The organism is Arthrobacter rhamnosi, assembly GCF_054510975.1.
This window is the reverse complement of the sequence record NZ_JBTNDN010000002.1, coordinates 709891-736511: the sequence shown is the minus strand read 5'-3', so window position 1 is coordinate 736511 and position 26621 is coordinate 709891. Positions and strand designations below refer to the sequence as shown.

24 protein-coding genes and 2 riboswitches are annotated in these 26621 nt (G+C 69.1%); of the genes, 12 read left to right on the top strand and 12 right to left on the bottom strand.

The genetic code is table 11. The features are described 5' to 3' along the window. Nucleotides 1-54: 54 nt before the first annotated feature. The 4 genes from ACX80J_RS07835 (at nucleotide 55) to purL (ending at nucleotide 4257) form a co-directional block, all read left to right on the top strand. Nucleotides 55-657 carry an SSI family serine proteinase inhibitor gene (locus ACX80J_RS07835; protein WP_459345874.1) on the top strand — a complete coding sequence of 201 codons (603 nt, stop codon included), beginning with the start codon at nucleotides 55-57 and terminating at the stop codon, nucleotides 655-657. A gap of 260 nt (nucleotides 658-917) precedes the next feature. After that, the gene (gene purS, locus ACX80J_RS07830; protein WP_087072828.1) at nucleotides 918-1178 is read left to right on the top strand and encodes a phosphoribosylformylglycinamidine synthase subunit PurS; all 261 of its coding nucleotides are present in this window, start codon (nucleotides 918-920) and stop codon (nucleotides 1176-1178) included. Next, nucleotides 1175-1975, top strand: a complete 801-nt coding sequence (gene purQ / locus ACX80J_RS07825) for a phosphoribosylformylglycinamidine synthase subunit PurQ (protein WP_459345873.1) — start codon at nucleotides 1175-1177, stop codon at nucleotides 1973-1975. The genes purS and purQ overlap by 4 nt, the downstream gene beginning before the upstream one ends. Beyond that, the gene (purL, locus tag ACX80J_RS07820) at nucleotides 1972-4257 is read left to right on the top strand and encodes a phosphoribosylformylglycinamidine synthase subunit PurL (RefSeq protein ID WP_459347364.1); all 2286 of its coding nucleotides are present in this window, start codon (nucleotides 1972-1974) and stop codon (nucleotides 4255-4257) included. The genes purQ and purL overlap by 4 nt, the downstream gene beginning before the upstream one ends. Before the next feature lie 258 nt (nucleotides 4258-4515). Here the strand turns inward: purL and ACX80J_RS07815 are convergent, their stop codons facing one another. The 3 genes from ACX80J_RS07815 to ACX80J_RS07805 all read right to left on the bottom strand — a co-directional run bounded on the left by ACX80J_RS07815 (nucleotide 4516) and on the right by ACX80J_RS07805 (nucleotide 7130). After that, nucleotides 4516-5229: a class F sortase gene (locus tag ACX80J_RS07815; RefSeq protein WP_459345871.1), complete on the bottom strand. Its 714-nt coding sequence runs from the start codon at nucleotides 5227-5229 to the stop codon at nucleotides 4516-4518. Between the two features lie 91 nt (nucleotides 5230-5320). Beyond that, nucleotides 5321-6286 (bottom strand): hypothetical protein, encoded by a 966-nt coding sequence (locus ACX80J_RS07810; protein WP_459345870.1) that lies wholly within the window; start codon nucleotides 6284-6286, stop codon nucleotides 5321-5323. 277 nt (nucleotides 6287-6563) lie between these two features. Next, nucleotides 6564-7130, bottom strand: a complete 567-nt coding sequence (locus ACX80J_RS07805) for a DUF1990 family protein (protein ID WP_459345869.1) — start codon at nucleotides 7128-7130, stop codon at nucleotides 6564-6566. 186 nt (nucleotides 7131-7316) lie between these two features. Here ACX80J_RS07805 and ACX80J_RS07800 point away from each other — a divergent pair, with 186 nt between their 5' ends. Further along, nucleotides 7317-8204 (top strand): DUF1206 domain-containing protein, encoded by an 888-nt coding sequence (locus ACX80J_RS07800; protein ID WP_459345868.1) that lies wholly within the window; start codon nucleotides 7317-7319, stop codon nucleotides 8202-8204. Here ACX80J_RS07800 and ACX80J_RS07795 read toward each other — a convergent pair whose 3' ends face one another. Further along, on the bottom strand, nucleotides 8205-8621 hold the full coding sequence (locus ACX80J_RS07795; protein ID WP_459347363.1) for a CoA-binding protein: 417 nt from the start codon (nucleotides 8619-8621) through the stop codon (nucleotides 8205-8207). A gap of 254 nt (nucleotides 8622-8875) precedes the next feature. On the opposite strand from ACX80J_RS07795, the gene ACX80J_RS07790 reads away from it, so the two are divergent. From ACX80J_RS07790 to acs, 4 genes are all read left to right on the top strand, one after another. Next, complete coding sequence (locus ACX80J_RS07790; RefSeq protein ID WP_459347362.1) at nucleotides 8876-9688, top strand: ABC transporter ATP-binding protein; 813 nt, start codon at nucleotides 8876-8878, stop codon at nucleotides 9686-9688. Between the two features lie 75 nt (nucleotides 9689-9763). Continuing rightward, the gene (locus ACX80J_RS07785; RefSeq protein WP_459345865.1) at nucleotides 9764-10801 is read left to right on the top strand and encodes an aliphatic sulfonate ABC transporter substrate-binding protein; all 1038 of its coding nucleotides are present in this window, start codon (nucleotides 9764-9766) and stop codon (nucleotides 10799-10801) included. Beyond that, entirely contained in the window at nucleotides 10798-11676 is an 879-nt protein-coding gene (locus ACX80J_RS07780; RefSeq protein ID WP_459347361.1) for an ABC transporter permease, read from the top strand. Before ACX80J_RS07785 ends, ACX80J_RS07780 begins: the two co-directional genes overlap by 4 nt. Continuing rightward, on the top strand, nucleotides 11667-13598 hold the full coding sequence (gene acs / locus ACX80J_RS07775; RefSeq protein ID WP_459347360.1) for an acetate--CoA ligase: 1932 nt from the start codon (nucleotides 11667-11669) through the stop codon (nucleotides 13596-13598). The genes ACX80J_RS07780 and acs overlap by 10 nt, the downstream gene beginning before the upstream one ends. A gap of 92 nt (nucleotides 13599-13690) precedes the next feature. Here the strand turns inward: acs and ACX80J_RS07770 are convergent, their stop codons facing one another. Beyond that, nucleotides 13691-14662: a C40 family peptidase gene (locus ACX80J_RS07770; protein ID WP_459347359.1), complete on the bottom strand. Its 972-nt coding sequence runs from the start codon at nucleotides 14660-14662 to the stop codon at nucleotides 13691-13693. Between the two features lie 5 nt (nucleotides 14663-14667). After that, a riboswitch (cyclic di-AMP (ydaO/yuaA leader) is annotated at nucleotides 14668-14836 on the bottom strand. A 116-nt stretch (nucleotides 14837-14952) separates the two neighbouring features. Next, nucleotides 14953-15189 carry a hypothetical protein gene (locus ACX80J_RS07765; protein WP_459347358.1) on the bottom strand — a complete coding sequence of 79 codons (237 nt, stop codon included), beginning with the start codon at nucleotides 15187-15189 and terminating at the stop codon, nucleotides 14953-14955. Between the two features lie 99 nt (nucleotides 15190-15288). After that, nucleotides 15289-15392: riboswitch (SAM riboswitch) on the top strand. Between ACX80J_RS07765 and sfnG the strand changes: the two genes are divergently transcribed. From sfnG to ACX80J_RS07750, 3 genes are all read left to right on the top strand, one after another. Then, nucleotides 15386-16558 (top strand): dimethylsulfone monooxygenase SfnG, encoded by a 1173-nt coding sequence (gene sfnG / locus ACX80J_RS07760; protein WP_459347357.1) that lies wholly within the window; start codon nucleotides 15386-15388, stop codon nucleotides 16556-16558. (Overlaps the previous riboswitch by 7 nt.) Next, complete coding sequence (locus tag ACX80J_RS07755) at nucleotides 16558-17937, top strand: O-acetylhomoserine aminocarboxypropyltransferase/cysteine synthase family protein (RefSeq protein WP_459347356.1); 1380 nt, start codon at nucleotides 16558-16560, stop codon at nucleotides 17935-17937. The genes sfnG and ACX80J_RS07755 overlap by 1 nt, the downstream gene beginning before the upstream one ends. Next, nucleotides 17934-18434, top strand: coding sequence for a CoA-binding protein (locus ACX80J_RS07750; protein ID WP_459345858.1), 501 nt, complete (start codon nucleotides 17934-17936; stop codon nucleotides 18432-18434). The genes ACX80J_RS07755 and ACX80J_RS07750 overlap by 4 nt, the downstream gene beginning before the upstream one ends. Nucleotides 18435-18507: 73 nt before the next feature. On the opposite strand, the gene mmsB is transcribed toward ACX80J_RS07750, so the two are convergent. The 6 genes from mmsB to araB form a co-directional block, all read right to left on the bottom strand. After that, nucleotides 18508-19743, bottom strand: a complete 1236-nt coding sequence (mmsB, locus tag ACX80J_RS07745; protein WP_459345857.1) for a multiple monosaccharide ABC transporter permease — start codon at nucleotides 19741-19743, stop codon at nucleotides 18508-18510. 4 nt (nucleotides 19744-19747) lie between these two features. After that, nucleotides 19748-21277, bottom strand: coding sequence for a multiple monosaccharide ABC transporter ATP-binding protein (gene mmsA, locus ACX80J_RS07740; RefSeq protein WP_459347355.1), 1530 nt, complete (start codon nucleotides 21275-21277; stop codon nucleotides 19748-19750). 125 nt (nucleotides 21278-21402) lie between these two features. After that, nucleotides 21403-22521, bottom strand: coding sequence for a multiple monosaccharide ABC transporter substrate-binding protein (gene chvE, locus ACX80J_RS07735; RefSeq protein ID WP_459347354.1), 1119 nt, complete (start codon nucleotides 22519-22521; stop codon nucleotides 21403-21405). A 58-nt stretch (nucleotides 22522-22579) separates the two neighbouring features. Next, complete coding sequence (gene araA, locus ACX80J_RS07730) at nucleotides 22580-24094, bottom strand: L-arabinose isomerase (protein WP_459347353.1); 1515 nt, start codon at nucleotides 24092-24094, stop codon at nucleotides 22580-22582. Next, the gene (locus tag ACX80J_RS07725) at nucleotides 24091-24822 is read right to left on the bottom strand and encodes an L-ribulose-5-phosphate 4-epimerase (protein WP_459345853.1); all 732 of its coding nucleotides are present in this window, start codon (nucleotides 24820-24822) and stop codon (nucleotides 24091-24093) included. Before ACX80J_RS07725 ends, araA begins: the two co-directional genes overlap by 4 nt. Next, nucleotides 24819-26534, bottom strand: a complete 1716-nt coding sequence (gene araB, locus ACX80J_RS07720) for a ribulokinase (protein ID WP_459345852.1) — start codon at nucleotides 26532-26534, stop codon at nucleotides 24819-24821. Before araB ends, ACX80J_RS07725 begins: the two co-directional genes overlap by 4 nt. Nucleotides 26535-26621 lie beyond the last annotated feature (87 nt).

Here is a 26621-nt window from a genome sequence, read left to right as displayed (position 1 = left end):
CGTCCCTCGTTGAGCCTGCATCAGCCATTACGCTGGCAGCCGAGGGGGACCACCATGACAACGCCTGTCCTGACGCGAGCAGCCCGGCCACGCCGAGGAACCGTGCGGCTCGCGCTCGTCCTCACCGCACTGCCCCTCGCCCTCTCCGCGTGCGGCGGGCCGGCAGCCGAACCGACAGAGCAGGAGACCGCCGTGCAGTCCTCCCCCGATTCCTCCGGACCGCCTGAGGCTTCCGGAACGCCCGGGCCCTTCGAAACCGCCGGAGCCTCGACACCTGACAGCAGCGCGGTGCCGACGGCACCTCCCACCGCCCCGGGAACCAGGGCTCTGCTGACCATCTCCATCCAGCAGGATGCGTCCGCGGAGCCAGTGCAGTATGTCCTGGAATGCGTGGACGGCGCGCCTGGTCCCGCCTCGACCCTCCCCGGCGCCGAGGCCGCCTGCGCCGCCCTCGCCCGGCTCGGCACGAGGTTCTTCACGGCCCGCCCCGACAAGGACATCATCTGCACCCAGCAGTACGGGGGCCCGCAGACCGCAAGCATCACCGGCACATTGGACGGAACGTCGATCCTCGCCTCCTTCGCCCTGACGGACGGCTGCGAGATCTCGCGATGGAACAGGGTCCGGGACATCCTCGGGGCTCCGGGGGCGCAGTAGCGCCTGCCCGCCTTCCGCCCGTCGGAGTGGGAGATCGGGCCCACGACGCCCCTGAAGACGTCCGAAAGGGAGTCCGTCGAGGGGTCCGTGGAGGAGTGCGACGGCCCCGGACCGGCGCCGGGCGAATCCCCGGTAGACTTGTAGGGCAAGCTCGCGGAGCGCCGGTGTCAACCCAGATGCGGCGTGAGACGGCACTTCCGGGCTACTGCATTTAATGCTGGAATCCCCAGCACTTGCCGCTCACGCACAGGAGTTGCCGGATGTCCCGGATTGTTGTCGACGTCATGCCCAAGCCCGAGATCCTCGACCCGCAGGGTAAGGCGATCGCCGGAGCCCTCCCCCGGATCGGCCTCACCGGGTTCGCCGGTGTCCGCCAGGGCAAGCGCTTCGAGCTGACCGTGGACGGTGACGTCACCGAGGAGATCCTCGAGCAGGCCCGCCACGCCGCCGCCACGTTGCTGTCCAACCCCGTCATCGAGGATGTCACGCGCGTGGAGGTTCTCGAGGAGGACGCGCAGTGACCACCTCCAACATCGAGACGCCCCTCATCGGCGGCCCGCAGCCGGTCGCCTCGAACAACGAGGACAGCCCGCTCAGCGGCGTGAAGGTCGGCGTCGTCACGTTCCCCGGCTCGCTCGACGATCGCGACGCCGTCCGCGCCGTCCGCCTCGCGGGCGGCAGCGCGGTCCACCTGTGGCATGGCGACCACAGCCTGCAGGACGTCGACGCCGTCATCATCCCCGGCGGATTCTCCTACGGCGACTACCTCCGGGCAGGCGCCATCTCCCGCTTCGCACCACTCATGGAGCAGATCACCGCAGCAGCATCAGGCGGGGCCGACGCCCTTCCCGTGCTCGGCATCTGCAACGGTTTCCAGGTCCTCACCGAGGCGCACCTGCTGCCCGGCTCGATGATCAAGAACAACGACCTCCACTTCATCTGCCGCGACCAGCGCCTGCGGGTCGAGAACGCGGACACGTTCTGGACGTCGGAATACGCGCAGGGCGAGGAGCTCGTCATCCCGCTCAAGAACCAGGACGGCCAGTTCGTCGCGGACAACCGCACGCTCGACGAGCTCGAGGGCGAGGGCCGCGTGGTCTTCCGCTACGTCGGCGGCAACCCCAACGGCTCGCGCCGCGACATCGCCGGCATCTCGAACGCTGCGGGCAACGTGGTCGGGCTCATGCCGCACCCCGAGCACGCGGTGGAGGCCGGCTTCGGCCCCGACTCCTCGGCGCGCGGCGAGGTCGAGGTCCGCGGCGGCACCGACGGGCTCGGCATCTTCACCTCGGTACTCAAGAAACTGGTGGGCAAGTGACCGCAGAGACAATGTCCAAGAAGTTCAACATCGACACCGTCGCGAACGCCGAGGCCACCCCTGGCCAGGCGCTTCCCTGGGCCGAGCTCGGCCTGAAGGAGAACGAGTACCAGCGCGTCGAGGAGATCCTCGGCCGCCGGCCCACCGGCGCGGAGCTCGCCATGTACTCGGTGATGTGGAGCGAGCACTGCTCCTACAAGTCCTCCAAGGTGCACCTGCGCCAGTTCGGCGACAAGGTCACCGAGGCCATGAAGGAGCACCTCCTCGTGGGCATCGGCGAGAACGCCGGCGTCGTCGACATCGGGGACGGCTGGGCCGTGACGTTCAAGGTGGAGAGCCACAACCACCCGTCCTTCGTGGAGCCCTACCAGGGTGCCGCGACCGGCGTCGGCGGCATCGTGCGCGACATCATCTCGATGGGCGCACGCCCCGTCGCCGTCATGGACCCGCTGCGCTTCGGTGCGATCGACCACCCCGACACCGCGCGACTCGTCCACGGCATCGTCTCGGGCATCGGCGGCTACGGCAACTCCCTCGGCCTGCCGAACATCGGCGGCGAAGTGGTCTTCGACGCCATCTACCAGGGCAACCCGCTCGTCAACGCCCTCGCGGTCGGCGTGCTGCGCCACGAGGACATCCGCCTCGCCAACGCGTCCGGCGCCGGCAACAAGGTGGTCCTCTTCGGCGCCCGCACCGGCGGCGACGGCATCGGTGGCGCATCCGTCCTCGCCTCCGAGTCCTTCGACGACGCCAAGCCCTCCAAGCGGCCCGCGGTCCAGGTGGGCGATCCGTTCGCCGAGAAGGTGCTCATCGAGTGCTGCCTCGAACTGTTCAAGGCCTCCGTGGTCGAGGGCATCCAGGACCTGGGTGCCGCAGGCATCTCCTGTGCGACGTCGGAACTGGCCTCGAACGGCGACGGCGGCATGCACGTCGAACTCACCAACGTGCTGCTGCGCGACCCCTCCCTGACACCGGGCGAGATCCTCATGTCGGAGTCGCAGGAGCGCATGATGGCGGTCGTGACGCCCGAGAACGTCGCGGCGTTCGAGGCGATCATGGACAAGTGGGCCGTGGAGTACTCCTGGCTCGGCGAGGTCACCGACACCGGGCGCCTCATCATCGAGTGGGACGGCGAGAAGATCGTCGACGTCGATCCGCGCACCGTCGCCCACGAGGGACCGGTCTACGACCGCCCGTTCCACCGGCCGGAGTGGCTGGACGGCGTCCAGGGAAACTCCTTCGTCCCAGAACCCGCGGACCTGCGGGAGGCCGTGCTCGAACTCATGGCCTCTCCCAACATGTGCGCGAAGAACTGGGTGACGGACCAGTACGACCGCTACGTGCAGGGCAACACGGCGCTCGCCATGCCCGACGACGCCGGCGTGATCCGCGTGGACGAGGAGACCGGCCTCGGCGTCGCCATCTCCACCGACGCCAACGGCCGCTACTCCTACCTCAACCCCTACGAGGGCGCACGCCTGGCCCTCGCGGAGGCCTACCGCAACGTGGCCACGTCGGGTGCCGCGCCCCTCGCCGTCACCGACTGCCTGAACTTCGGGTCCCCCGAGGACCCCGAGGTCATGTGGCAGTTCGCCGAGACCGTGCGCGGGCTCGCGGACGCGTGCCAGGAACTCGGTGTGCCCGTGACCGGCGGCAACGTCTCGCTCTACAACCAGACCGGCGGCGTCGCCATCCACCCCACCCCGGTGGTCGGCGTCCTGGGCGTGTTCGACGACGTCGCGCGGCGCACGCCGTCCGGCTGGCGCGAGGACGGCCAGGCCGTCTACCTGCTGGGCACGACGGCCGACGAGCTGGACGGGTCCGAGTGGGCCAACCTGCGCGGCCACCTCGGCGGACAGCCTCCCGCGCTGGATCTGGCGGCGGAGAAGACCCTCGCGGCGATCCTCGTCAACTGCTCACGCGACGGCATGATCGACGCCGCGCACGACCTCTCCGAGGGCGGCCTCGCGGCAGGCCTGAGCGAGATGGCGCTGCGGTTCGGTGTCGGCGCGCGGATCGGGCTCGACGAGCTCTGCGAGCGCGACGGCATCGACGCGTTCACCGCGCTGTTCAGCGAGAGCCAGGCACGCGCCGTCGTCAGCGTCCCCCGCTCGGAGGAAGTGCGCTTCAACGACATGTGCACGGCCCGGAACTTCCCGACCATCCGCATCGGGGTAGTGGACACGGAGAACCAGGCGCTCGACGTACAGGGCTACTTCAACCTGCCGCTGGACCAGCTGCGGAAGGCACACGAGGAGACACTGCCGAAGCACTTCGGCTAGTCGCTCGACGGGGCAGCACGCCCCGGCTCGCAGGAGGCCGCCACCCGACCGGGTGGCGGCCTCCTGCGTCGTCCGGACCCCTCGGAGTCCGTCGCGGACTGCTTGTCGGGGCTGGGCCGCCGCGCCGGGCGCCGAAACCCGTGGCGGCGCCCCACCGCACCGGAGCCGCAGCCCCGGGTTTACGGCCCGACCACGACGCTGTTGCCCGGCTGCCATGCGTCAGGAGCCGGAAGTCACGGTGCGGGCCGGATCACCGGTTCACGCAGTCTTGGGCATCGCCGTGACGACGACATTCTTGCCCCAGGGGTCCTCGGTGTAGCAGCTGATGAGGACCACGCGGTTCGGGACGATGTTCCAGATATCGCTGTCCTTCAGGGTGTCCTTGTCGTGTGTGAGGACCGAATCGACGACGTAGGTGATGTCGCCCGTCTGTGTGGTGAGCGTGAACTCGCTTCCCACGAGCGCTTCGTTGCTCAGCCGGTTGAAGGGCGCGTCCTGGCCGTCCCAGCTGTGCCCGGCGATGTAGGTGGTGTTGTTCGAGCCTGCGCCGGGAACCCCGTACGAGGTGAGCCAGTAGGCGTCGAGGGTGAGCGGCGGCACCAGCGACTGGGCTGCCAGGTCCGCGTCGCTGGGGGTCAGCGGGAGTACGGCCACGTCGATACCCGCGGCGGCGAAGGACAGCGCGATGGGCTGGGATGCGGCGGGCCCAGGGTCCACTGCGGGTGCTGCGGGCGCCGCGGAGGCTGCTGGAGGGGCCGCCGAAGGCGTCGCGACGGCGGAGAGAGTGCTCGACGGCGCGGTCGATGGTGCTCCGGCGGAGTCCGGCGGCAGGACCGATACGCCGATCGCGAGGCCGACTGCCGCGACGAGCGGGAGGGCTATCCAGGGCTTCCGGGACCGCTTGGGGGCCCCGGTGTGCGCTGGGGCGCCGAGCTGCTGACCGGCCGGTTCGTCGACTCCGTGCTGTTCCATGCGGTGCGCTGTCCTGGGTGGTGAGGGATGGTGCACCGTCCCGGCCCGGCGAGTGGTTCTGGACCAGATCGCCGGGCCGGGACGGCCTGTGCTAGCGCTGTGCGCGCGCGAGGCGGCGCATGCGGGCAGCGGTGGCCACGGGCACAGCGACACCGACTGCCAGCAGTGCGGCGAGGAGTGCGACGGCCGGGCTGTCGTCCTCGGTGGCGACGGCGGTCTGCACGTTCAGGCCCTGGTTGGTGCCGGTGGGAGCGGCGACACCGCTGCCGGTTCCCGTGACGGGTGCGACCGTCACGGGTGCCACCGGCACAGGGGCTACCGTCACGGGCACAACGGGGGCTACGGGCGCAACCGGGGCGACCGGCGCTACCGGAACAGGAACCACGACGGGCGTGACGGGCTCGACGCCGATGGCACTGGCGTCGCAGGCGGCAAGGAATGCCTTGAACAGGGCGATGAGCTCTGCTGCGGCTGCTTCATCCCCGCTCAGCTGGGCGACGAGCGCGTCGGCGGTGGCCGATGCGTCAGCGAGGGCGTCCTCCGCAGCCTGTACCTCCGGGGTGTAGACAGCCACCTGATAGGCGGCGGCGGCGGCATCGGCGGTGTTGAGCGCCGCTGCCTGTGCGGCGAGTGCGACGGTGAGCTCGCCCTGCGCCGCGACGACGGCCTCGGCGGTCACGTCCCCTCCGGCTGCCAGAAGGGCGGCGTCGTACTCGCCCTGCTCGGTTGCTGCCAGCTCGAGGGCAACCTGGTAGTCCTCGTCCGCCTGCGCCAGGACCGCCTCCGCCTCCACCGCAGCCGGGGAGGCCACTGCGGCCTCGCTGACGGCCTCGTAATTCTCGGCAGCGGCGACGACGGCCGCCGTCGCGAGCTCGAGCTGGCTGACGAAGGCGACGTCGATCCCGGCGGCGCCGAGCGCTGCGTTGAACGTCACGGACGCCTGCAGGCAGGCTGCGTCACCCGGTGCGGCTGAAGCCATCGGAGCCCCGAGGAACAGTCCTCCGGCGAGAAGGGTGGCGGTCGATCCTGCAGCGATCCACTTCTTGGTAACGAACATGTGTGCGCGTCTCCTGACACGTAGTTTCCCCCGGGCCGTTCCCGACGGCGCAGCCTGCGGCGCCACATGCGAGCGGCGCCCGTAGGGGCGCCGCTCGACAAGAATCCGGAATCCGCCGATCGCTGGTCCAGGGCGTTGGTCCCGACGTTGCTGGGTCTTCCCTGGGCGATCACTGTATTTCTCAACCTAGGACGGTTCGGTGTCTGAAGCAATGAGTCGGTGGTCCCGATGGATAACGGTTCGGTATCAGCGCATGCCAGTGCCCGGGAGAGAACGGTCAGTCGCCCGCCGCCAGCTCCCGTGCTGCCTTGCCGTAGCGCGACAGGACGTACCGCTGGGTCAGCCGGGTCACGGGCGCCGCGAGCCGGAACAGGAGGGTTGCGGGCATGCTGTAGGCCGAGCAGATGAACAGCAGGCGGTTGTCCGCGGTCAGTTCCGCATAGAAGCCCTCCTCGCCCCGCACGGGATGCCCGGGCAGCGTTCCGTAACCGAATCCGCCGCGCTGTCCCGGGACGGCCCTGCCCGCGCCGTCGAGCCGGGCCTCCCTCGCCCAGATGACCCTGCAGGGCGCCTTGACCCGGGCCGGACCCACGCCGAACCCGGAGACGACACGGACGCCGGGCGCCGCCCGTTCTGCATCCGGCTCCATGCTGAGGCCGGCACGACGATGCAGTTCCCACCCGAGGATCCCCTCGGTGAGTGCGGCGAACGCGCCGGACGGATCATCGGTCGGGATCTCCTGGGACTCGACCATCACGGTGTAGCCGGCGGGCCAGCCGCCCTCGAACGGCTCGGGGAAGGGCCTGTCCGTAGCACCCTGCTCCTCGTACGTGAACTGCTCCATGCTGTTCCCCTTCCGATGTGCGCCAGCCTTCCGACAGCGGCGTGCTGCCCCAGAACCTCCGTCCCAACCTAGTGGACGGGAAACATACCGGGGCGGCCGGAGCAGTGGCAGGATGGTGACCACATCGGACCGGGCCCGCACCTGCGGCGCACGCGTCCGCCGATCCGGCAAGGAGGCGGGATCACCATGGCACCGAAGACGGCGTCCAACAGGTCATCGAAGAAGCTGGGCCACATGTCGGCCGGAAGAAATGCCGGAAAGGATGCCGCGGGCAGGGCATCCGACACCGCCGAGGAGGTCGTCAACTCGAAGGGCTTCGAACTCGCGGCCCGCGCCGGCTACGTGGCGGCAGGCATCCTCCACTTCCTGATCGGCCTGATCGCCTTCGGGCTGGCATCCGGCCGCTCGGGGAGCGCGGACCAGAGCGGTGCCATCGGGCAGGTGGCGGCCAGTCCGGGCGGGACGTTCCTCCTGTGGTTCTGCTTCATCGGGTGCATCGCCCTCGCCCTGTTCCAGCTCAGCGAGGTGTTTCTCGGCGCCAGGGGTGGAAGCGACAGGGACAAGCTCAAGTTCCGGCTCAAGAGCGGGGGTCAGGCCGTCGTCTATGCGGCGATCGGCGTGACCTTCGGCAGGTATGCGCTCGGCGGGTCGAGCAACAGCAGCAGCAGCACGGAGTCGCTGACCGCGTCACTGATGTCGAACCCCGCGGGCACGGCCCTCGTCCTCGCGGTCGGCGTCGGCATCCTCGCAGTCGCCGGCTACTACGTCTACAGCGGATTCACCCAGCGGTTCCTCAGGAAGCTCTCGGGCCTCCCCGCCGGCAGTGCCGGCAGGGCCGTCGTCGGACTCGGCACCGCAGGATACATCGCGAAGGGGTTCGCCCTCGGAGTCCTCGGGATCCTCGTCATCGTCGCCACGGTGACGAACGACCCCGGGAAGTCGACAGGGCTCGACGGCGCCCTCAAGACGGTGCGCGACCAGCCGTTCGGTCCCTGGCTCCTCGGTGCCGTGGCCGTGGGCCTCATGGCCTACGGCGTCTTCATGATGGTGAGGTCGAAGTACCAGCGCATGTAGCTAGAGGCCGAGTGCCGGTGCCTCCATCGCGGGGCACGTGTCCATGACGACGTCGAGCCCGGCCTCGGCCGCACGCCGGGCAGCGTCCTCGTCGATGACGCCGAGCTGCAGCCACACCGCCCTCGCGCCGACGGCGATCGCCTGGTCCACCACGGCGCCCACGCGGGACGAGTTGACGAAGCAGTCGACGACGTCGATGGTTCCCGGGACGTCCGCGAGCCGCGTGTAGCCCTTCTGCCCGTGGACGTCGTCACCCTTGAGGCTTACCGGGATGATCTCCATCCCGAGCCCGTCCATCAGGAAGCGTGAGACACCGACGGCGACGCGGCGCGGGTTGTTGGACAGACCCACCACCGCCCAGCGGCCGTGCTCCGTCAGGAGCCTCCGGATCACCTGCGGATCGTTCTGGTGGACCACGGGGCCTCCTTCGACTTCGGATTTGTTACAGCCTTTGTTACACGCCCTATTTTGCTCCTCCCCTCCTGCGGGCGTTTCATAGGAGGGACCATCCCGAGCGGCCGAGAGACCTGGATCGATGAAGCCGCAGCAACCCTGGTTGTCCGCATCCCCCTGATGCCGGGCAATATCGAGGCCCGAGCCACGGGCACCACCGCGAACGGTGGCGAAGGCTCGTCCCGTAGGGTGCTACCGCCAGGACCGATGGAGACACCATGACCGCAGTTCTGGCACCGGGCAGCACCAAGCCCTATCACAAGCAGGCCCTCGGGGTTCGATTCTCCGGCCTGGGGCGCAGTTTCGGCTCGTCCGGCGACCGGAGGGTCGTCCTCAGGGACGTCACCGTGGAGGTGAAGCCGGGCGAGATCCTCGCCATCCTCGGCACCAGTGGATGCGGCAAGTCCACCCTCCTGCGGGCCGCCGCCGGCCTCGACATCCCCGACAGCGGGGAGGTCCTGATCGATGGAACGCCCGTGACCGGCATCGACGAGCGGTGCGCCGTCGCGTTCCAGGAACCCCGGCTGCTGCCCTGGCACACCCTGCAGGCGAACGTCGCGATCGGCTTGCCCAAGTCTTCCAGCGCCAGCGCCGGCAAGGCCAAGGTCCACGAGCTGCTGAAGCTCGTAGGCCTCGACACCTTCGCGAAGCACAGGCCGCGCGAGGTCTCCGGGGGCATGGCCCAGCGCACATCGCTGGCCCGCGCCCTCGCCCGCAACCCCGGAGTGCTGCTGCTCGACGAGCCCTTCGGAGCCCTCGACGCCCTGACGCGCATCAAGATGCAGGACCTCCTGCTGGACATCCACCGCGCGCAGCCCACCACGGTGCTGCTCGTCACGCACGACGTCGACGAGGCCCTCCAGCTCGCCGACCGGATCCTCGTCCTCGGGCCCGGCGACACCGACCAGCCCGGTTCCACCATCGCGGAACTCGTGGCCGTGCCCGGCGCACGCCCGCGGGACCGCAACTCCGCCGACCTCGGGGTGCTCCGCAGCTCCCTGCTCTCCCTGCTCGGCGTCACCGGACACTAGCCCGGCTTCCGCCCCCGGCGCTGCCGGACCGCGGCGCCTTCCTGCCCTTTCGCACCACCCACTCAAAGGACCACCATGAACCGCCGCGCCTTCCTGCCCACCCTCGCACTCGCCACGGCCCTCTCGCTCAGCCTCACTGGCTGCCTGGCCGGCGAGAACGCCTCCGACACCCAGGCCGCGGCCGGGGATACCACGCAGGGCGGAACCCTCAACATCGACTTCGCCACCTACAACCCCCTCAGCCTCATCATCAAGAAGCAGGGCTGGCTCGAGGACGAGCTCGCGGACCAGGACATCACCGTCAACTGGGTACAGTCCGCCGGCTCCAACAAGGCCAATGAGGCCCTGCGTGCCGGAGCGATCGACGTCGGTTCCACGGCCGGTTCCGCCGCGCTGCTCGCGCGCTCGAACGGCTCCCCCATCAAGGCCATCGACATCTTCTCGCAGCCCGAGTGGGCAGCCCTCGTGACGCTGCCGGACTCCGGCATCACCAGCGTCGAGGACCTGCGCGGCAAGTCCGTCGCCGCCACCCGCGGCACCGACCCGTACTTCTTCCTGCTGCAGGCACTCGAGGCCGCGGGCGTGGAGCAGTCCGACGTCACCATCGAGAACCTGCAGCACGCCGACGGGCGCGCCGCGCTGGCGAGCGGCGCCGTGGATGCATGGTCCGGGCTGGATCCGATCATGGCCGCCGCGGAGCAGGACGGCGCGCAGCTGTTCTTCCGGGACATCGACTACAACACCTACGGCTTCCTCAATGCGACGGAGGACTTCCTCTCGGAGAAGCCCGACGTCGCGCAGACCGTGGTGAACGCCTACGAGAAGGCCCGGGAGTGGGCAAAGGAGAACCCCGAGGAGACGGCGTCGATCCTCGCGGAGGTCGCCGGCATCGATCAGGCCGTGGCGAACTCGGTGATCCTCGACCGCACCAACCTCGACGTCGATCCCGCCCCCGGCGATGCCCAGCGCAGCGTCCTCGAGAAGATCGGCCCCGTCTTCGTGGAGACCGGTGACGTGCAGAGCCAGGACCAGATCGACGACGCCCTCGGCTCTCTCCTGGATGCCTCGCTCGTCGAGAAGGCGGACCCGGCCGCCATCGGTTCCGACTCATGAGTGCGGAATACCTGACGGGCAGCAGCGCAACACCCCTCAGCACGGCGGGCCTGGAGGCCACCGGCTCCCCAGTGACCGGGCCTTCGAACAAGGGCAACGGGGGACGCACACGCCTAGCGGGCGGACGCCGCGCCGGCGTCGTCCTGCTCGGGCTCATCGTCCCGGCGCTCATCCTGCTCGCCTGGCACCTCAGCACCGCCTCGGGCTACTTCCGGCCGTCGCAGCTGCCCTCCCCGGCATCGGTCCTCGCGGCCGCCGTCGACCTGGTGCAGCGCGGCCAGCTCGCCAACCACATCCTGATCTCCACCCAGCGCGTGCTGCTCGGCTTCCTCATCGGCTCCCTGCTCGGGGTGCTGGCCGGCGCCCTGCTGGGCCTCTCCCGCATCGCCGACATCCTCCTGACACCCACGGTCGGAGCCCTCCGCGCGGTTCCGTCCCTGGCCTGGGTCCCGCTGCTGGTCCTCTGGATCGGCATCAACGAGGACTCCAAGGTCACGCTGATCACCATCGGTGCGTTCTTCCCCGTGTTCACCACGCTCTACCTCGGGCTGCGCCACGTGGACCGCAACCTCGTCGAGGCGGCGCGCGCCTTCGGGCTCAACGGCGTCCGCCTCCTGACCACCGTGCAGCTTCCCGCCGTCGTCCCCGCACTGTTCTCGGGCCTGAGGCTCGCCCTCGCGCAGTCCTGGCTGTTCCTCGTGGCGGCGGAGCTCATCGCCTCCTCGATGGGCCTCGGCTTCCTGCTGACGGACTCCCAGCAGAACGGCCGCGTGGACCGGATCATCCTCGCGATCATCCTGCTGGCCGTCATCGGCAAGACCACGGACGCCCTGCTGGGTCTTGCCGAACGCTGGGCGGTGCGGCGATGGGCGTAGGTACGACGACGCCGGAAGGGGCCGCTGCAGTGGAAGCCGACCGGCTCGCCTTCTGGGCCGAGCAGGCGGGCCGGCTCGAGTGGGACACCCCGTGGCACACCCTCCACACCTTCGACCGGGCCCTCCCGCAGGAGGACGGATCGCTCAGCGTCCCCGTCATCGAGTGGTTCGCCGGGGGCACCCTCAACGTCGCCGCGAACTGCGTCGACCGGCATGTGCGGGCCGGCCGCGGCGACCGGGTCGCGCTCCACTTCGAGGGCGAACCCGGGGACCGCCGCACGGTCACCTATGCGCAGCTCCAGGAGGAGGTGTCGCGCGCGGCCAACGCCCTGCTCGCCCTCGGCATCGGCAAGGGCGACCGCGTGGTCATCTACCTCCCCGTCCTCGTCGAGACGGTCGTGATCACCCTCGCCTGCGCGCGCATCGGAGCAGTGCACTCCCTCGTGTTCGGGGGTTTCTCTGCCGAGGCCCTCCGCTTCCGGGTGGAGGACACCGGGGCCAAGCTGCTCGTCACCACGGACGGCCAGTTCCGACGGGGCGCCGCCGTCCCGGTGAAGGCCAATGCCGACGCCGCGGTCGCGGGTACCAACAGCATCGAGCACGTCCTCGTGGTGCGCCGTACCGGCTCGGACGTCGCCTGGACCGAGGGACGCGACGTGTGGTGGCACGACGTCGTCGGTGCCGCTCCCGCGCACCACGAGCCGGAGGCGTTCGACGCCGAGACACCGTTGTTCATCATGTACACCTCCGGTACGACGGGGAAGCCGAAGGGGCTCGTGCACACCTCGGGGGGCTACCTCACCCAGGCGTCGTGGAGCTTCGAGCACCTCTTCAGCAATTCCGATCCGTCCCTGCGGGACCGCGACGTCCACTGGTGCACCGCCGACCTGGCATGGGTCACGGCGCACACGTACGAGCTGTACGGTCCGCTGTCCAACGGCGCCACGCAGGTGATCTTCGAGGGCACCCCGAACACGCCTCATCCCGGCCGCCACTTCGAGATCATCGAACGCTACGGCGTCACCAGCTACTACACGGCGCCCACGCTGGTCCGGTCACTGATGGGCTGGTTCCCCGACGGCGTCCCGTCCTCCTACGACCTCTCCAGCATCCGCGTGCTGGGGACGGTCGGCGAGGCGGTGAACCCCGAGGCATGGCGCTGGTTCCGGAAGAACCTCGGCCGCGACGAGGTCCCCGTCGTCGACACCTGGTGGCAGTCCGAGACGGGCGCCACGGTCCTCTCGCCGAGCCCCACGGACACCGACTTCAAGCCCGGCTGCGCCGCCCGCGCCCTTCCGGGGGTCAGCACCCGCATCGTGGACGAGGAGGGCCGGCAGGTACCGCCCGGCGTGCAGGGCCTCATCGTCGTGGACCGCCACGGCCCGGCCATGGCACGCACCGTCTGGGGCAACCCGCAGCGCTACCTCGACTCCTACTGGCGGAAGTTCGCCGCGCAGGGCTGGTTCCTGGCCGGCGACGGAGCACGGTACGACGACGACGGCGACACCTGGATCCTGGGGCGCGTCGACGACGTCATCAACGTCTCCGGCCACCGCCTCTCCACGATCGAGATCGAGTCGGCCCTCGTGGCGCACCCGCTCGTGACCGAAGCCGGCGCCTGCCCGGTTCCCGACCCCCTGACGGGCCACGCCATCGCTGCGTTCGTGGTGCTGGCGCCGGGCGCGGATCCGGACTCGGATGTGTCCGCCACGCTCCGGGCCCATGTCGCGGAGGCCATCGGGCCGATCGCGCGGCCCTCGGCCGTCGTCGTCGTTCCCGATGTGCCGAAGACGAGGTCGGGGAAGATCATGCGGCGCCTGCTCACGCAGCTCTACGAGGGCACCCCGCTCGGGGACACCACCTCGCTGCAGAACGAGGGCTGCATCCCCGGCATCCAGGACGTCCTGGTCGGCAGGCACTGACCCGCCGTCGGAACCGACCCGCGTTAAAAGGAGGAAGCGGCAGGCGCCCCGTCCAAGCACCTGCCGCTTCCCGTGTGGGGTCCGTTCCGGTACTAGCCCGCTACCCGAACGAAGGATGCTCCCGGGAGGTCCGAGAGAGGGTGCTGCATGGTGAGGTTCGAGCCGTTCATGCCGCTGCTGATGACCTGGCCACCACCGACGTAGATCGCCACGTGCCCGGCCGTGATGACGATGTCGCCGGGGGCCGGGGTCGCCACGGTGGCGCCGAACTGGAAGAACTGCGAGGGGCCGAGGTCGCCGACGGGGATGCCGGCGGCACGCAGCGCGGTCTCCACCAGGACGGTGCAGTCCTGGATCGCGCCGGCTGCGAGCTGCGCCTGCGCCGACGCCACGAGGGTACCGGCGACGCTGCTGGAGGACGCGATCGGGGTGATGTCCGCCGAGGCGAGGTACACGCTCGAGGCGGGGGCAGCGGCGGCCTGCTCAACCGGAGCGACCGCTGTGGCCTGCTGGACTGGGGCTGCCGGTGCTGCGGCCTGCTGGACCGGAGCGACGGCTGCGGCCTGCTGAACCGGAGCGACGGCTGCGGCCTGCTGGACCGGGGCTGCCGGTGCTGCGGCCACCGCAGCCGGTGCAGGGGCGACATCGCCGGTGGGGATGGTGATGGCGTCGCCGGGGAAGATCACCGATGCCAGGGACAGCCCGTTGGCTGCGAGGACAGCGTTCAGGTCCACGCCGTAGGCGGCGGAGATGGCGCTGAGGGTGTCGCCGGCGACGACCGTGTGGGTCGTCGCGGCGGGTGCAGCGGCCGGCGCCGCGGGTGCAGCAGCCTGCGCCGCGGGTGCTGCGGTGGCAGCGGCGGCAGCGGGAACCGTCGTCGCGCCCGCGTCGGTGTACTCACCGGCGTGGGCGGTGCCGACCGCACCGAGTGCGAGGCCCGAGGTGACCGCGGCGACCGCGATCGGACGGCCGACCGCGGTGGCGGAGGCCTTCACGGCGCGGGACAGGCCCTGCAGTGCGGGGTTGCCGGCGCGGTGGCGCGCCGGGGAAGTCTTTCGTGACATGGATGTATACCTCTCCCATGCCTGCGGGGTGAGCTGTCGGGTTCGGATGGGAGTCACCCGGCCGTGCGTACTCGGGGTGGGAGCTGCAGCGACTTAACCCCAGGGAGGCAGCAGGTGTGCTGCGCGTCCCGTGGAACTGTGGTTCCCCCGTCCCCGCCTCGGTGATGTACGTATCCCGTTCGGCGGCAGGGCTCGGCAATCCATCCGGGAGGGCCTCCTATGGACGGAGGCACGCGACGACGATACCCAGCGCTCACCGGGTTTGTCACATTTGTATAACGGAGCGTACCCTACGCGCCCGCACGGAAGGACCGCCAGCGGCGGAACGCGAGGACCGTGCCACCCGCGCTGAGGACGAGCAGGACGCACTGCTGCAGGTAGAACCAGGCAGAAGCCGCTGTTCCCGCGCTCCCCGCGACCAGCAGGATGCTGCTCGCCACGGTGACGGTCAGGACCACGCCGACCCAGAAGAGCGTGTTCCAGAGCGTGCGTTCCTGCGTGCGGCCCGCCGACCTCCAGCTATCCATTCCTCCACCCTAGGCACCCGGGCTCCCGCCCGATGACCCACCGCTGCCATCGGACGACACATTGTTTGGTTCTGCAGCCCTCCGGTGTCACACTCGACGTGACCATCCCGAGCGGCTGAGAGATCTGGCTCACTGACGCCGCAGCAACCCTGGCCACCGCTTCCCGCGGCGACATTAGGGTGCTACTGCCAGACCGATGGAGGAAACCATGAGCGTCGCAGACCTTTCCACGCCCCTCAAGTTCGCCTACTGGGTCCCCAACGTCAGTGGTGGACTGGTGGTCTCGACCATCGAGCAGCGCACCAGCTGGGACTTCGACTACAACAAGAAGCTCGCCCGCATCGCCGAGGACGCCGGATTCGAGTACGCGCTGTCGCAGACGCGTTACGCCGCGTCCTACGGTGCGGACAAGCAGCACGAGGCGACGTCGTTCTCCCTCGCCCTGCTGGCGGCCACCGAGAAGCTGAAGGTGATCGCCGCGGTCCACCCGGGCATGTGGCACCCCGGCGTGCTCGCGAAGTACATCATCACCGCCGACCACATCTCCAACGGCCGCGCCGCCGTCAACATCGTCTCCGGCTGGCTCAAGGACGAGTTCACCAACTTCGGCCTGGAGTGGCTCGAGCACGACGAGCGCTACGTCCGCACCGAGGAGTTCATCCGCGTGCTGCGCGGCCTCTGGACGGAGCAGGGCTACAGCCAGGCGGGCAAGTACTACAACATCAAGGACTTCACCCTGAGCCCGGCCCCCGTCGACGTCCCCGGGCGCCCCCACCCCGAGATCTTCTTCGGCGGGAACTCGACGGCGGCCCAGGCCACCGCGGGCCGCGTCGCCGACTGGTACTTCTCCAACGGCAAGGACCTCGAGGGCTTCAAGGAGAACATCGCCGGCGTGCAGGCGTCCGCCGAGCAGGCCGGGCGGCGTCCGCGGTACGGCCTCAACGGGTTCGTCATCGCCCGCGACTCCGAGAAGGAGGCGCGCGACACCCTGCGCGAGATCGTCGAGAAGGCGCACCGCCCCGCCGTCGAGGGTTTCCGCGACGCCGTGCAGGAAGCCGGCCCCTCGACGAAGGACGGCAAGGGCATGTGGGCCGACTCCACCTTCGAGGACCTCGTGCAGTACAACGACGGCTTCAAGACGCAGCTCATCGGGACGCCGGAGCAGATCGCCGAGCGCATCGTGGAGTACAAGAAGATCGGCGTGAACCTCTTCCTCACCTGCTACCTGCACTTCCAGGAGGAAGTGGCCGCCTTCGGCACCGACATCCTGCCGATCGTGCGGGAGCTCGAGGCGGACGCGGCCCGCAGCGCGGGAGTGGACTTCGACCCCGACGGCACGCTCGCCGTCCCCAGCAAGGCAGGTGTCTGATGGCAGAACGTTCCTTCGGTTTCCGTACGCGCGCACTCCACGCCGGCGGCACACCCGACGCCACCCACGGCGCCCGGGCCGTGCCGATCTACCAGACGACGTCGTTCGTCTTCAAGGACACGAACGACGCCGCCAACCTCTTCGCACTCCAGAAGTACGGCAACATCTACTCGCGCATCGGCAACCCGACGGTCGCGGCGTTCGAGGAGCGCATCGCGTCCCTCGAGGGCGGCATCGGCGCGGTGGCGACGGCGTCGGGCATGAGCGCCGAGTTCATCACCTTCGCGGCGCTCTGCCAGGCGGGTGACCACATCGTCGCAGCCTCGCAGCTGTACGGCGGGACGGTCACCCAGCTGGACGTCACGCTGCGCCGTTTCGGCATCGAGACCACCTTCGTCCCGGGAACGGATCCGGCGGACTACGCGGCGGCGATCCGCGAGAACACCAAGGCCGTCTACGCCGAGGTCATCGCGAACCCCTCGGGCGAGATCGCGGACCTCGCGGGCCTGGCCAGGGTGGCCCACGACGCCGGCGTGCCGTTCATCGTCGACTCCACCCTCAGCACGCCCTACCTGGTGCGACCCATCGAGCACGGCGCGGACATCGTGATCCACTCCGCCACCAAGTTCATCGGCGGGCACGGCACCACCCTCGGCGGTGTGATCGTGGAGAGCGGCCGCTTCGACTGGGGCAACGGCAAGTTCCCCATGATGACCGAGCCCGTCCCCTCCTACGGGAACATCCAGTGGTGGGGGAACTTCGGCGAGTACGGGTTCCTCACCAAGCTGCGCACCGAACAGCTCCGCGACATCGGGCCCTCGCTGTCGCCGATGTCGGCCTTCCAGCTCCTGCAGGGCGTCGAGACCCTCGCCCAGCGCCTCGACGAGCACCTCGAGAACGCGCAGGCCGTGGCCGAGTGGCTGCAGGCCGACCCCCGTGTCGAGTACGTCAACTACGCGGGGCTTCCCACGCACCCGCACCACGAGCGTGCCAGGACCTACCTGCCGCAGGGCCCCGGCTCCGTGTTCAGCTTCGGCATCAAGGGCGGCCGCAAAGCGGGCCAGAAGTTCATCGAATCGCTGCAGCTCGCCTCGCACCTGGCGAACGTGGGCGATTCCCGCACCCTCGTGATCCACCCGGGCTCGACGACGCACCAGCAGCTCTCCGCCGAGCAGCTCGTCGCCGCGGGTGTCCCCGAGGACCTCGTCCGCATCTCGGTGGGACTGGAGGACCTCGACGACATCCTGTGGGACCTCGACCAGGCGCTCGAGATCACGGTGGACGCTCCCGACGACGAATTCGACGAACTCCCGCAGGAGGCGGCCGGAAGGAACGACGACGACCCCTCGACGACACGGGCAGTAGGAGTGGGAGCATGAGCAACACCGCACCGGAACGGACCTGGGAAGGGCCGTCGGCCCCCGAACGGCTCAACCTCCTGAGGAACGCGCGCTCCGTGGCGATCGTCGGAGCATCGGACAAGCCCTCGCGCGCCTCCTACTTCGTCGCGACCTACCTGCAGTCGTCCTCGCCCTACCGCCTGTACTTCGTGAACCCGGTGGCGAAGGAGATCCTCGGACAGCCGGCCTACGCGTCCCTCAAGGACCTCCCCGAAGTACCCGACGTCGTCGACGTGTTCCGCAAGCACGACGACCTGCCGTCCGTCCTGCAGGAGACGCTCGACGTCGGGGCCAGGACCCTGTGGCTGCAGCTGGGCTCGTGGCACGAGGACGTCGCACGCGACGCCGAGGCGGCCGGCCTGAACGTCGTGATGGACCGCTGCATCAAGATCGAGCACGCGCGCTTCCACGGCGGACTCAACCTCGCGGGCTTCAACACCGGCATCATCTCGTCGAAGCGGCAGATCACCTCGTAGGGAAGGCCGCCCGCAGACGGAAGAAGCCGGAACAGGACATCACTCCCGTTCCGGCTTCTCCCGTTCTCCGGTCCTACTTCAGGGCGTTGGAGGCGCGGCGCTTGTTGAAGACGTCGAACCCGACGGCCAGCAGGAGCACCATGCCCTTGATGAACTGCTGGACGTCGATGCCCACGCCCAGTAGGGACATGCCGTTGTTGAGCACACCCATGATGAGCCCGCCGGTGATGGCTCCGATCACGGTTCCGACACCGCCGGTCACGGCCGCTCCGCCGATGAACGCCGCCGCGATGGCGTCGAGCTCGAACAGGTTGCCCGCGCCCGGGCCTGCCGAGTTGAGGCGCCCCGTGAAGATGAGACCGGCGAGGGCAGCCAGCACGCCCATGTTGACGAAGAGCATGAAGTCGATGCGCTTGGTGTTGATACCGGACAGCTGTGCTGCCTGGAGGTTGCCGCCGACCGCGTAGATGTGGCGGCCGAAGACGCTGTTGCCCATGACCGCGCTGTAGGCGACGATCAGCACGCCGAGGACCACGAGCACGATCGGCGTCCCGCTGCGCGAGCTGCCGAGCAGGTAGGTCAGGCCGAGGATGATCGCCACGATGAACGCGAGCTTGGTGAAGAACCATGCACCGGGTTCGTCCTCGAGCTTGAGGCGGGCGCGGGTGGCGCGGCCACGGAGCTGCGTGAAGACCAGGAGCGCGACGGCGATGACGCCGAGTCCCACGGTGGTCCAGTCGAGGAGGTTGGTCTCGGGCGGGAACAGTCCCGGGAACAGGAAGCCGCCGCCCAGCTGGCGGTACTCCTCGGGGAACCCGGTGATGCGCTGGTTCCCCAGCACGATCTGCGTGAGGCCGCGGAACACCAGCATGCCCGCGAGGGTGACGATGAAGGCCGGGATGCCCACGTAGGCGACCCAGAAGCCCTGCCAGGCGCCCACGAGGCCGCCGATGATCAGCGAGGCGACGAACGCCACCCACCACGGGAAGCCCCAGTCCTGCACCATGATGCCGGACATGGCGCCGACGAAGGCCGCCACCGATCCGACCGACAGGTCGATGTGCCCGGCCACGATGATCATGACCATCCCGATGGCCAGGAGCAGGATGTAGCTGTTCTGCACGATGATGTTCGAGACGTTGTCCGGCTGCAGCAGTGCGCCGCCGGTCAGCACCTGGAACAGGGTGACGATCACCAGGAGTGCGACGAAGATACCGATCTGCCGCAGCCTGCTGGTCAGGAAGGAGAACCCCTCCTTGACGGTGGGAGGTGTCGTCGCGACGACGGGGTCCTTGACGGTGGTTGCCATGGAATCAGTCCTTTTCCTTGGTCATGTACTGCATGAGGAGTTCAGGGGTCGCCTGCCCGATGGGCACTTCCGCGGTGATGCGGCCTTCGGCGAGGGTGTAGATGCGGTCACAGATGCCGAGGAGCTCGGGAAGCTCCGAGGAGATGACGATGACAGCCTTCCCCTCGGCAGCCAGCCGGTTGATGATCGTGTAGATCTCGTACTTCGCACCGACGTCGATGCCGCGGGTGGGTTCGTCGAGGATCAGGACGTCGGGGTCCGAGAACATCCACTTGGAGAGCACCACCTTCTGCTGGTTGCCGCCGGAGAGCTTGCCGGTGATGGCGGTGACGGTGGGCGCCTTGATGTTCATCGACCGGCGGTACTCGCCGGCGACGACGGCCTCGCGTCCGCTGTCCACCCAGCCGCGCTTCGCCAGCTTGCCGAGGGCGGCGCCGGAGACGTTGCGCTTGATGTCGTCGATCAGGTTGAGGCCGTACCGCTTGCGGTCCTCCGTGGCGTAGGCGATGCCGTGCCGGATGGCCTCCCCGACGGTCCGTGCCGTGATAGGCGTCCCGTTCTTGTAGAGGGTTCCGGTGATGCGGGAGCCGTAGCTCCGGCCGAAGATGCTCATGGCGAGTTCGGTCCGCCCGGCGCCCATGAGTCCGGCGATGCCGACCACCTCGCCGGCGCGGACCGCCAGGTTCGCCGAGTCGACGATCACACGGGTGTTCTCCTGCGGGTGGTGCACGGTCCAGTCCTCGACGCGGAGCACTTCCTCGCCGATCACCGGGGTGCGCTCGGGATAGCGGCTCTCCATGTCCCGGCCGACCATGCCCTTGATGATGCGTTCCTCGGTGACGGAGCCGTCGTGGAGGCTGAGCGTCTCGATGGTCCGCCCGTCCCGCAGGATGGTCACGGAATCCGCGATCTCCCGGATCTCGTTGAGCTTGTGACTGATGATGATGCACGTGATGCCCTCTGCGCGGAGCCCCTTCACGAGCCCCAGGAGGTGTGCGGAGTCCTCGTCGTTGAGGGCCGCGGTGGGCTCGTCGAGGATCAGGAGCTTCACGTTCTTCGACAGCGCCTTGGCGATCTCGACGAGCTGCTGCTTGCCCACGCCGATGTCGCCTGCCCGCACCACCGGGTTGAGGTCGAGGCCCACGCGCCGGAGGAGCTTCGCCGCCTCCATGTTGGTGTCGTTCCAGTTGATGAACCCGCGCTTCTCGCGCTCGTTCCCGAGGAAGATGTTCTCAGCGACGGACAGGAAGGGTGAGAGGGCGAGCTCCTGGTGGATGATGACGATGCCGTCACGCTCGCTGTCGCGGATGTCCTTGAACTCCGCGACCGTGCCCTCGAACTCGATGTCGCCGTCGTACGTGCCGTGCGGGTACACACCCGACAGCACCTTCATGAGGGTCGATTTCCCGGCCCCGTTCTCCCCGCAGATCGCGTGGACTTCGCCGCGCGCGACGTCCAGGTGGACGTCCTGCAGTGCCTTCACGCCTGGGAAGGTCTTGGTGATGCGGCGCATCCGCAGGATGTTTTCCGCCATGGTCAGGCCTCGCTTACTTGAGTGGAAGTCCCGGCAGCGGCCGGGCGAGGTACAGCACCTGTGGCTCCGGACCGGAACGGTACGGAGCCACAGGCAGGAGAGGTGCTACAGGTGGTGCGGGACGGCTACTTGAGGTCGTCCTCGGTGTAGTAGCCGGTCTCCACGAGCGCGGTCTCGTAGTTGTCGACCGTGACGATCTCCGACTCGAGCAGGTAGGACGGGACGATCTTCTCGCCGTTGTCGTACGTCTCGGTGTCGTTGACCTCGGGCTCCTCGCCCTTCATGAGGGCGTCGACCATGGTGACGGCCTGCTTGCCGAGGTTGCGGACATCCTTGAAGATCGTGGAGTACTGCTCGCCCGCGATGATGGACTTCACGGACCCCACTTCGGCGTCCTGGCCGGTGACCACGGGGAGGTCGTCCGCCGAGTAGCCGCCCGAGGTCAGCGCCGAGATGATGCCGATGGAGAGGCCGTCGTACGGGGAGAGGACGCCTTCCAGCTGCTCGCCGCCGCCGACGGTGAGGAGGTCCTCCATGCGGTCCTGCGCCGTGTCGGGCAGCCAGCGGAGGATCGCCGCCTGCTCGAAGTCGGTCTGGCCGCTGGGGACGCGCAGCACGCCGCTGTCGAGGTACGGCTGCAGGGTCTCCATGGCGCCGTCCCAGAAGAACGTCGCGTTGTTGTCATCGGGGCTGCCGGCGAAGAGCTCGACGTCGAAGGGACCCTTCTCGCCGGTCTCCTTGCCGTCGGCGTCGAGGATGCCGAGACCGGTCAGCAGCGAGGTGGCCTGCTGCACACCGACCTCCTTGTTGTCGAAGGTCGTGTAGTAGTCCACGGTGTCGGAGCCGTTGATCAGGCGGTCGTAGGCGATGACCGGGATGTCCTGTGATTCGGCCTGGTCGAGGACGCTCGTGAGGGTGGTGCCGTCGATTGAGGCGATCACGAGGGCCTTCACGCCGCCGTTGATCATGTTCTCGATCTGGGAGACCTGGGTGGGGATGTCGTCGTTCGCGTACTGGAGGTCCACCTCGTAGCCGAGCTCCTCGAGCTGGCTCTTGACGTTCTCTCCGTCGGCGATCCAGCGCTCGGACTGCTGCGTGGGCATGGCCACGCCGATCTTGGCGCCCTCGTTGGACCCGCCCTCGGCAGCGGCGTCGTCACCGCCGCCCCGGCTTCCACCGCAGGCGGTGAGGCTGAGGGTCAGGATGCTGGCGGCCGCGATGCCGGCCAGGTATTTCCGATTCATGGTGCAACTTTCTTGAGTGGAGTTTCCGGCGACAGTGCCGGCTTTCGGGGAGGAGTTCTTACAGCTTCTGCGCCAGCCGGTAGTAGGCCGCGTTCCAGCGCAGTTCGCGCTGGAACTCGCGCAGCTTCGTATCGGCGTCGATCCGCAGCAGTTCGACCTCGGCGATGTCCGCGAAGTCCTCGAAGACGTCGAGGCCCACGGCGGTGGTGAGGACGGTGTGGTGTGCGGCGCCGGCACTGAGCCATGCCGCTGCGGAGGTTTCGAGGCTCGGCTCCGGCTTCCACACTGCGCGCGCGACCGGCAGGTTGGGGAGCGGGGCATCGGGCGGGACGACGTCGACGGCGTTGGCCGTCAGCCGGAAGCGGTCCCGCATGTCGGACATGGCGACGACGACGCCGGGGCCGGCGTCCGTGTCGAACACGAGGCGTACGGGGTCCTCCTTGCCGCCGATGCCGAGCGGGTGCACTTCGAGGGTGGGCTTCGACGTGGTCAGGGTGGGGCAGATCTCGAGCATGTGCGCTCCGAGGATCTTCTCCTCACCCGGCACCAGGTGGTAGGTGTAGTCCTCCATGAGGGACGCACCGCCGGGCAGTCCCGCACCCATGACCTTGGCGGCCCGGACGAGGACGGCGGTCTTCCAGTCGCCCTCTGCGCCGAAGCCGTAGCCGCGTGCCATGAGCCGCTGGACGGCGAGTCCGGGCAGCTGACGGAGTGCACCGAGGTCCTCGAAGTTGGTGGTGAAGGCACCGAAGCCGCCCTCCTCGAGGAAGGACAGCAGGCCGAGTTCCTGGCGTGCGCCGTAGCGCAGCGACTCGTGCCGTTCGCCGCCGCGCCGCAGTTCGGGGACGACGTCGTACGTCTCCTCGTACTCGGCCACGAGCGCGTCGACGTCGGCATCGGACTGGGCCTCGACGGCCGCGACGAGTTCGTTGACGCCCCACGTGTTGATAGAGACGCCGAAGCGCAGCTCCGCCTCCGTCTTGTCGCCCTCCGTGACGGCGACGTTGCGCATGTTGTCGCCGAAACGGGCGACCTTGAGCTCGTGGACCGCCGCCCAGCCCGCGGCCGCCCGCTGCCAGGAGGAGACCTTGGCGCACACGGACGCGTCCGACACGTGCCCGACGACGGTCTTCCGCGGGACGCCGAGACGCGACTGGATGTACCCGAACTCACGGTCGCCGTGGGCGGCCTGGTTGAGGTTCATGAAGTCGAAGTCGATCTCGCCCCAGGGCAGCGCGACGTTGATCTGGGTGTGCAGGTGCAGCAGGGGCTTGCGGAGCGCATCGAGGCCCGCGATCCACATCTTCGCGGGGCTGAAGGTGTGCATCCAGGCGATGACGCCGATGGCGTTGTCATCGGCGTTGACCTCGAGCGCCATGCGCCGGATGGAGGTGGAGTCCTTGAGCGTCGGCTTCCAGACCACCTTCACGGGCAGGCCGGCCTCCCCGAGGATGCGGACGATCTCCTGGGACTGCTCGGCGACCTGCTGGAGCGTCTCTTCGCCGTAGAGGTCCTGGCTGCCGGTGAGGAACCAGACTTCGTAGGCGTCGAGGGTCGTGCTGAGGGGGCTCATGCGGGGGCTCCTGGAGTCGGGGACTGACCGTACACGTTCTGGTAGCGGTCGAAGAGTGAGTCGATGTGCTCGGACTGGATGCCTGCCGGGGCGCCGAGCTGACGGGAGATGTGGACGGTGCGGGCGACGTCCTCGAGCATGACGGCGGCCTTGACGGCATCCTTCGCGTCCTTGCCGATCGTGAAAGGACCGTGGCTCTTCATCAGCACGCCGCGGGACCGGTGGTTCGTCAGTGTCTCGACGATGCCCCGGCCGATCGAGTCGTCGCCGATGATCGCGAACGGACCCACCGGGATCTCGCCGCCGAACTCGTCGGCCATGGCGGTGATGACGCACGGGATCGGCTCGCCGCGCGCAGCCCACGCCACGGCGTAGGTGGAGTGCGTGTGCACCACACCGCCGACGTCGGGCATGTTGCGGTAGACGTAGGCGTGTGCCGCGGTGTCGCTCGACGGCGAGCGCTCGGACCCGGGCGTTCCCTCGATGACGTTGCCGTCGAGGTCGCACAGGATCTGGTTCTCCGGCGTCAGCTCGTCGTAACTGACGCCGGAGGGCTTGATGACGAACAGGTCCGCTCCCGGGACGCGGCCGGAGACGTTGCCGCCCGTCCAGACCACCAGTCCGTAGCGCACGAGTTCGGCGTGCAGGGCGGCGACGTCCTTCCGGACGTCGAGGATGGCGGCCTCGACCTCGGGGCTGAAGGTGCCGGCAGGCGATACAGGGCTCATGCCGACACCGCCTGAGGGGAGCGGGCGGAACGGCGCAGGGCCTTGAGCCGGTGCATGACGTCGTTGGTGCCGCGGCCGAAGTAGTCGTGCAGTTCGGTGTACTCGCGGTACAGGGCGTCGTAGGCGGCGGCGCGGTCCGCGTCGGGGGTGTAGGCGGCGCGGTTCAGGCGGCCCATCGCGGCGGCTGCCGCGTGGATGTCCTCGTAGGCGCCGGCGGCCACGGCGGCATGGATCGCGGAGCCGAGGGCCGGCCCCTGGGAACTGCCGATGACGGAGATGGGCAGGTTGAGCACGTCGGCGTAGACCTGCATGAGGAACGGGTTGCGGATGAGGCCGCCCGCGGCGACGAACTCGGTGACGGGCACGCCGGCCGCGTTGAACGTCTCGACGATCTTGCGTGTCCCGAAGGCCGTCGATTCCAGGAGTGCGCGGTAGACCTCGTGGGGCTTGGTGGCGAGCGTCAGGCCCACGATGGTGCCCGACAGCTCGTGGTCCACGAGGACGGAGCGGTTGCCGGAGTGCCAGTCGAGGGCGACGAGTCCGTGCGCGCCCACGGGTTCGTCCTGCGCCTGCTCCGTCAGGTACTCGTGCACGCTCTGGCCCTGCGCGGCGGCCGCGTCCCGGATCTCGCCGGGCACCTGGTTCGCGACGAACCAGGCGAAGATGTCGCCGACGCCGGACTGGCCGGCCTCGTAGCCGTAGAAGCCCTCGACGATGCCGCCGTCGACGACACCGCACATGCCCGGCACCTCGCTCAGCCGGTCGGAGTTCATGACGTGGCAGGTCGAGGTGCCCATGATGGCCACCATCTGGCCGGGGTCCGTGGCCTGCGCTGCGGGGGCCGTGACGTGGGCGTCGACGTTCCCGACGGCCACAGCGATCCCTGCCGGCAGGCCGGTCCAGGCGGCGGCCTCCTCGGAGAGCGAGCCCGCCTTCGAGGCGAGTGCGCCGATCGTGTGGTCCACCTTCTCGCGGGCGAAGCCTGCGAACTCGGGGTTCAGCGCGGCGAGGAACTCCTCGGACGGGTAGGCGCCGTCCTGGTAGATGCCCTTGTACCCGGCGGTGCACGCGTTGCGCACGTACTCCCCCGTGAGCTGCCAGACGATCCAGTCGGCCGCTTCCACCCAGTGGTCCATGAGGTCGTACAGCTCACGGTCCTCCTCGAGCAGCTGCAGCCCCTTCGCGAACTCCCATTCGCTGGAGATCAGGCCGCCGTAGCGGGGCAGCCATGCCTCGCCGCGCTCGGCGGCGAGGTCATTGATGCGGTTGGCCTGGCCCTGCGCCGCGTGGTGCTTCCACAGCTTCACGTAGGCGTGCGGCCGGCCCTCGTAGCCGGGGACCTCGTTCAGGGGGGTGCCGTCGGCGAGGGTGGGCACCATGGTGCAGGCCGTGAAGTCCGTGGCGATGCCGATGACGTCCTGCGGGTCGATGCCTGCCTCCTCGACCGCGGCCGGCACGGCGGAGCGGAGCACATCGACGTAGTCGGACGGCACCTGGAGGGCCCATTCGGGCGGAAGCTGCTCGCCGGTCGCTGCGAGGGTCGAGTCCATGACCGCGTGCGGGTATTCGAGCGTCGAGGCGCCGAGTTCGGCGCCGTCGGAGACGCGGACGACGACGGCGCGCCCGGACAGGGTGCCGTAGTCGACGCCGATGACGTAGGTGGGCCTGTCGGCCGCGGTCGTGGCGGGTGTGCCCGTGGTGGAGTCACTCAAGGGAAGGACCTCTTTGTTCTTCTCGAGACCGCGCTGCGGTTCTCTGGTGGATCATCGGTGCTGCAACGCGGTCATGTGACCGTTCAC

Bases quoted from the DNA above. Each gene is read 5' to 3' on its own strand.
- ACX80J_RS07835 (WP_459345874.1), top strand. From the start codon at position 55: ATGACAACGCCTGTCCTGACGCGAGCAGCCCGGCCACGCCGAGGAACC.
- purS (WP_087072828.1), top strand. From the start codon at position 918: ATGTCCCGGATTGTTGTCGACGTCATGCCCAAGCCCGAGATCCTCGAC.
- ACX80J_RS07815 (WP_459345871.1), bottom strand. From the start codon at position 5,229: ATGGAACAGCACGGAGTCGACGAACCGGCCGGTCAGCAGCTCGGCGCC.
- ACX80J_RS07810 (WP_459345870.1), bottom strand. From the start codon at position 6,286: ATGTTCGTTACCAAGAAGTGGATCGCTGCAGGATCGACCGCCACCCTT.
- ACX80J_RS07805 (WP_459345869.1), bottom strand. From the start codon at position 7,130: ATGGAGCAGTTCACGTACGAGGAGCAGGGTGCTACGGACAGGCCCTTC.
- ACX80J_RS07800 (WP_459345868.1), top strand. From the start codon at position 7,317: ATGGCACCGAAGACGGCGTCCAACAGGTCATCGAAGAAGCTGGGCCAC.
- ACX80J_RS07790 (WP_459347362.1), top strand. From the start codon at position 8,876: ATGACCGCAGTTCTGGCACCGGGCAGCACCAAGCCCTATCACAAGCAG.
- ACX80J_RS07785 (WP_459345865.1), top strand. From the start codon at position 9,764: ATGAACCGCCGCGCCTTCCTGCCCACCCTCGCACTCGCCACGGCCCTC.
- ACX80J_RS07780 (WP_459347361.1), top strand. From the start codon at position 10,798: ATGAGTGCGGAATACCTGACGGGCAGCAGCGCAACACCCCTCAGCACG.
- acs (WP_459347360.1), top strand. From the start codon at position 11,667: ATGGGCGTAGGTACGACGACGCCGGAAGGGGCCGCTGCAGTGGAAGCC.
- ACX80J_RS07770 (WP_459347359.1), bottom strand. From the start codon at position 14,662: ATGTCACGAAAGACTTCCCCGGCGCGCCACCGCGCCGGCAACCCCGCA.
- ACX80J_RS07765 (WP_459347358.1), bottom strand. From the start codon at position 15,189: ATGGATAGCTGGAGGTCGGCGGGCCGCACGCAGGAACGCACGCTCTGG.
- sfnG (WP_459347357.1), top strand. From the start codon at position 15,386: ATGGAGGAAACCATGAGCGTCGCAGACCTTTCCACGCCCCTCAAGTTC.
- ACX80J_RS07755 (WP_459347356.1), top strand. From the start codon at position 16,558: ATGGCAGAACGTTCCTTCGGTTTCCGTACGCGCGCACTCCACGCCGGC.
- ACX80J_RS07750 (WP_459345858.1), top strand. From the start codon at position 17,934: ATGAGCAACACCGCACCGGAACGGACCTGGGAAGGGCCGTCGGCCCCC.
- mmsB (WP_459345857.1), bottom strand. From the start codon at position 19,743: ATGGCAACCACCGTCAAGGACCCCGTCGTCGCGACGACACCTCCCACC.
- mmsA (WP_459347355.1), bottom strand. From the start codon at position 21,277: ATGGCGGAAAACATCCTGCGGATGCGCCGCATCACCAAGACCTTCCCA.
- chvE (WP_459347354.1), bottom strand. From the start codon at position 22,521: ATGAATCGGAAATACCTGGCCGGCATCGCGGCCGCCAGCATCCTGACC.
- araA (WP_459347353.1), bottom strand. From the start codon at position 24,094: ATGAGCCCCCTCAGCACGACCCTCGACGCCTACGAAGTCTGGTTCCTC.
- ACX80J_RS07725 (WP_459345853.1), bottom strand. From the start codon at position 24,822: ATGAGCCCTGTATCGCCTGCCGGCACCTTCAGCCCCGAGGTCGAGGCC.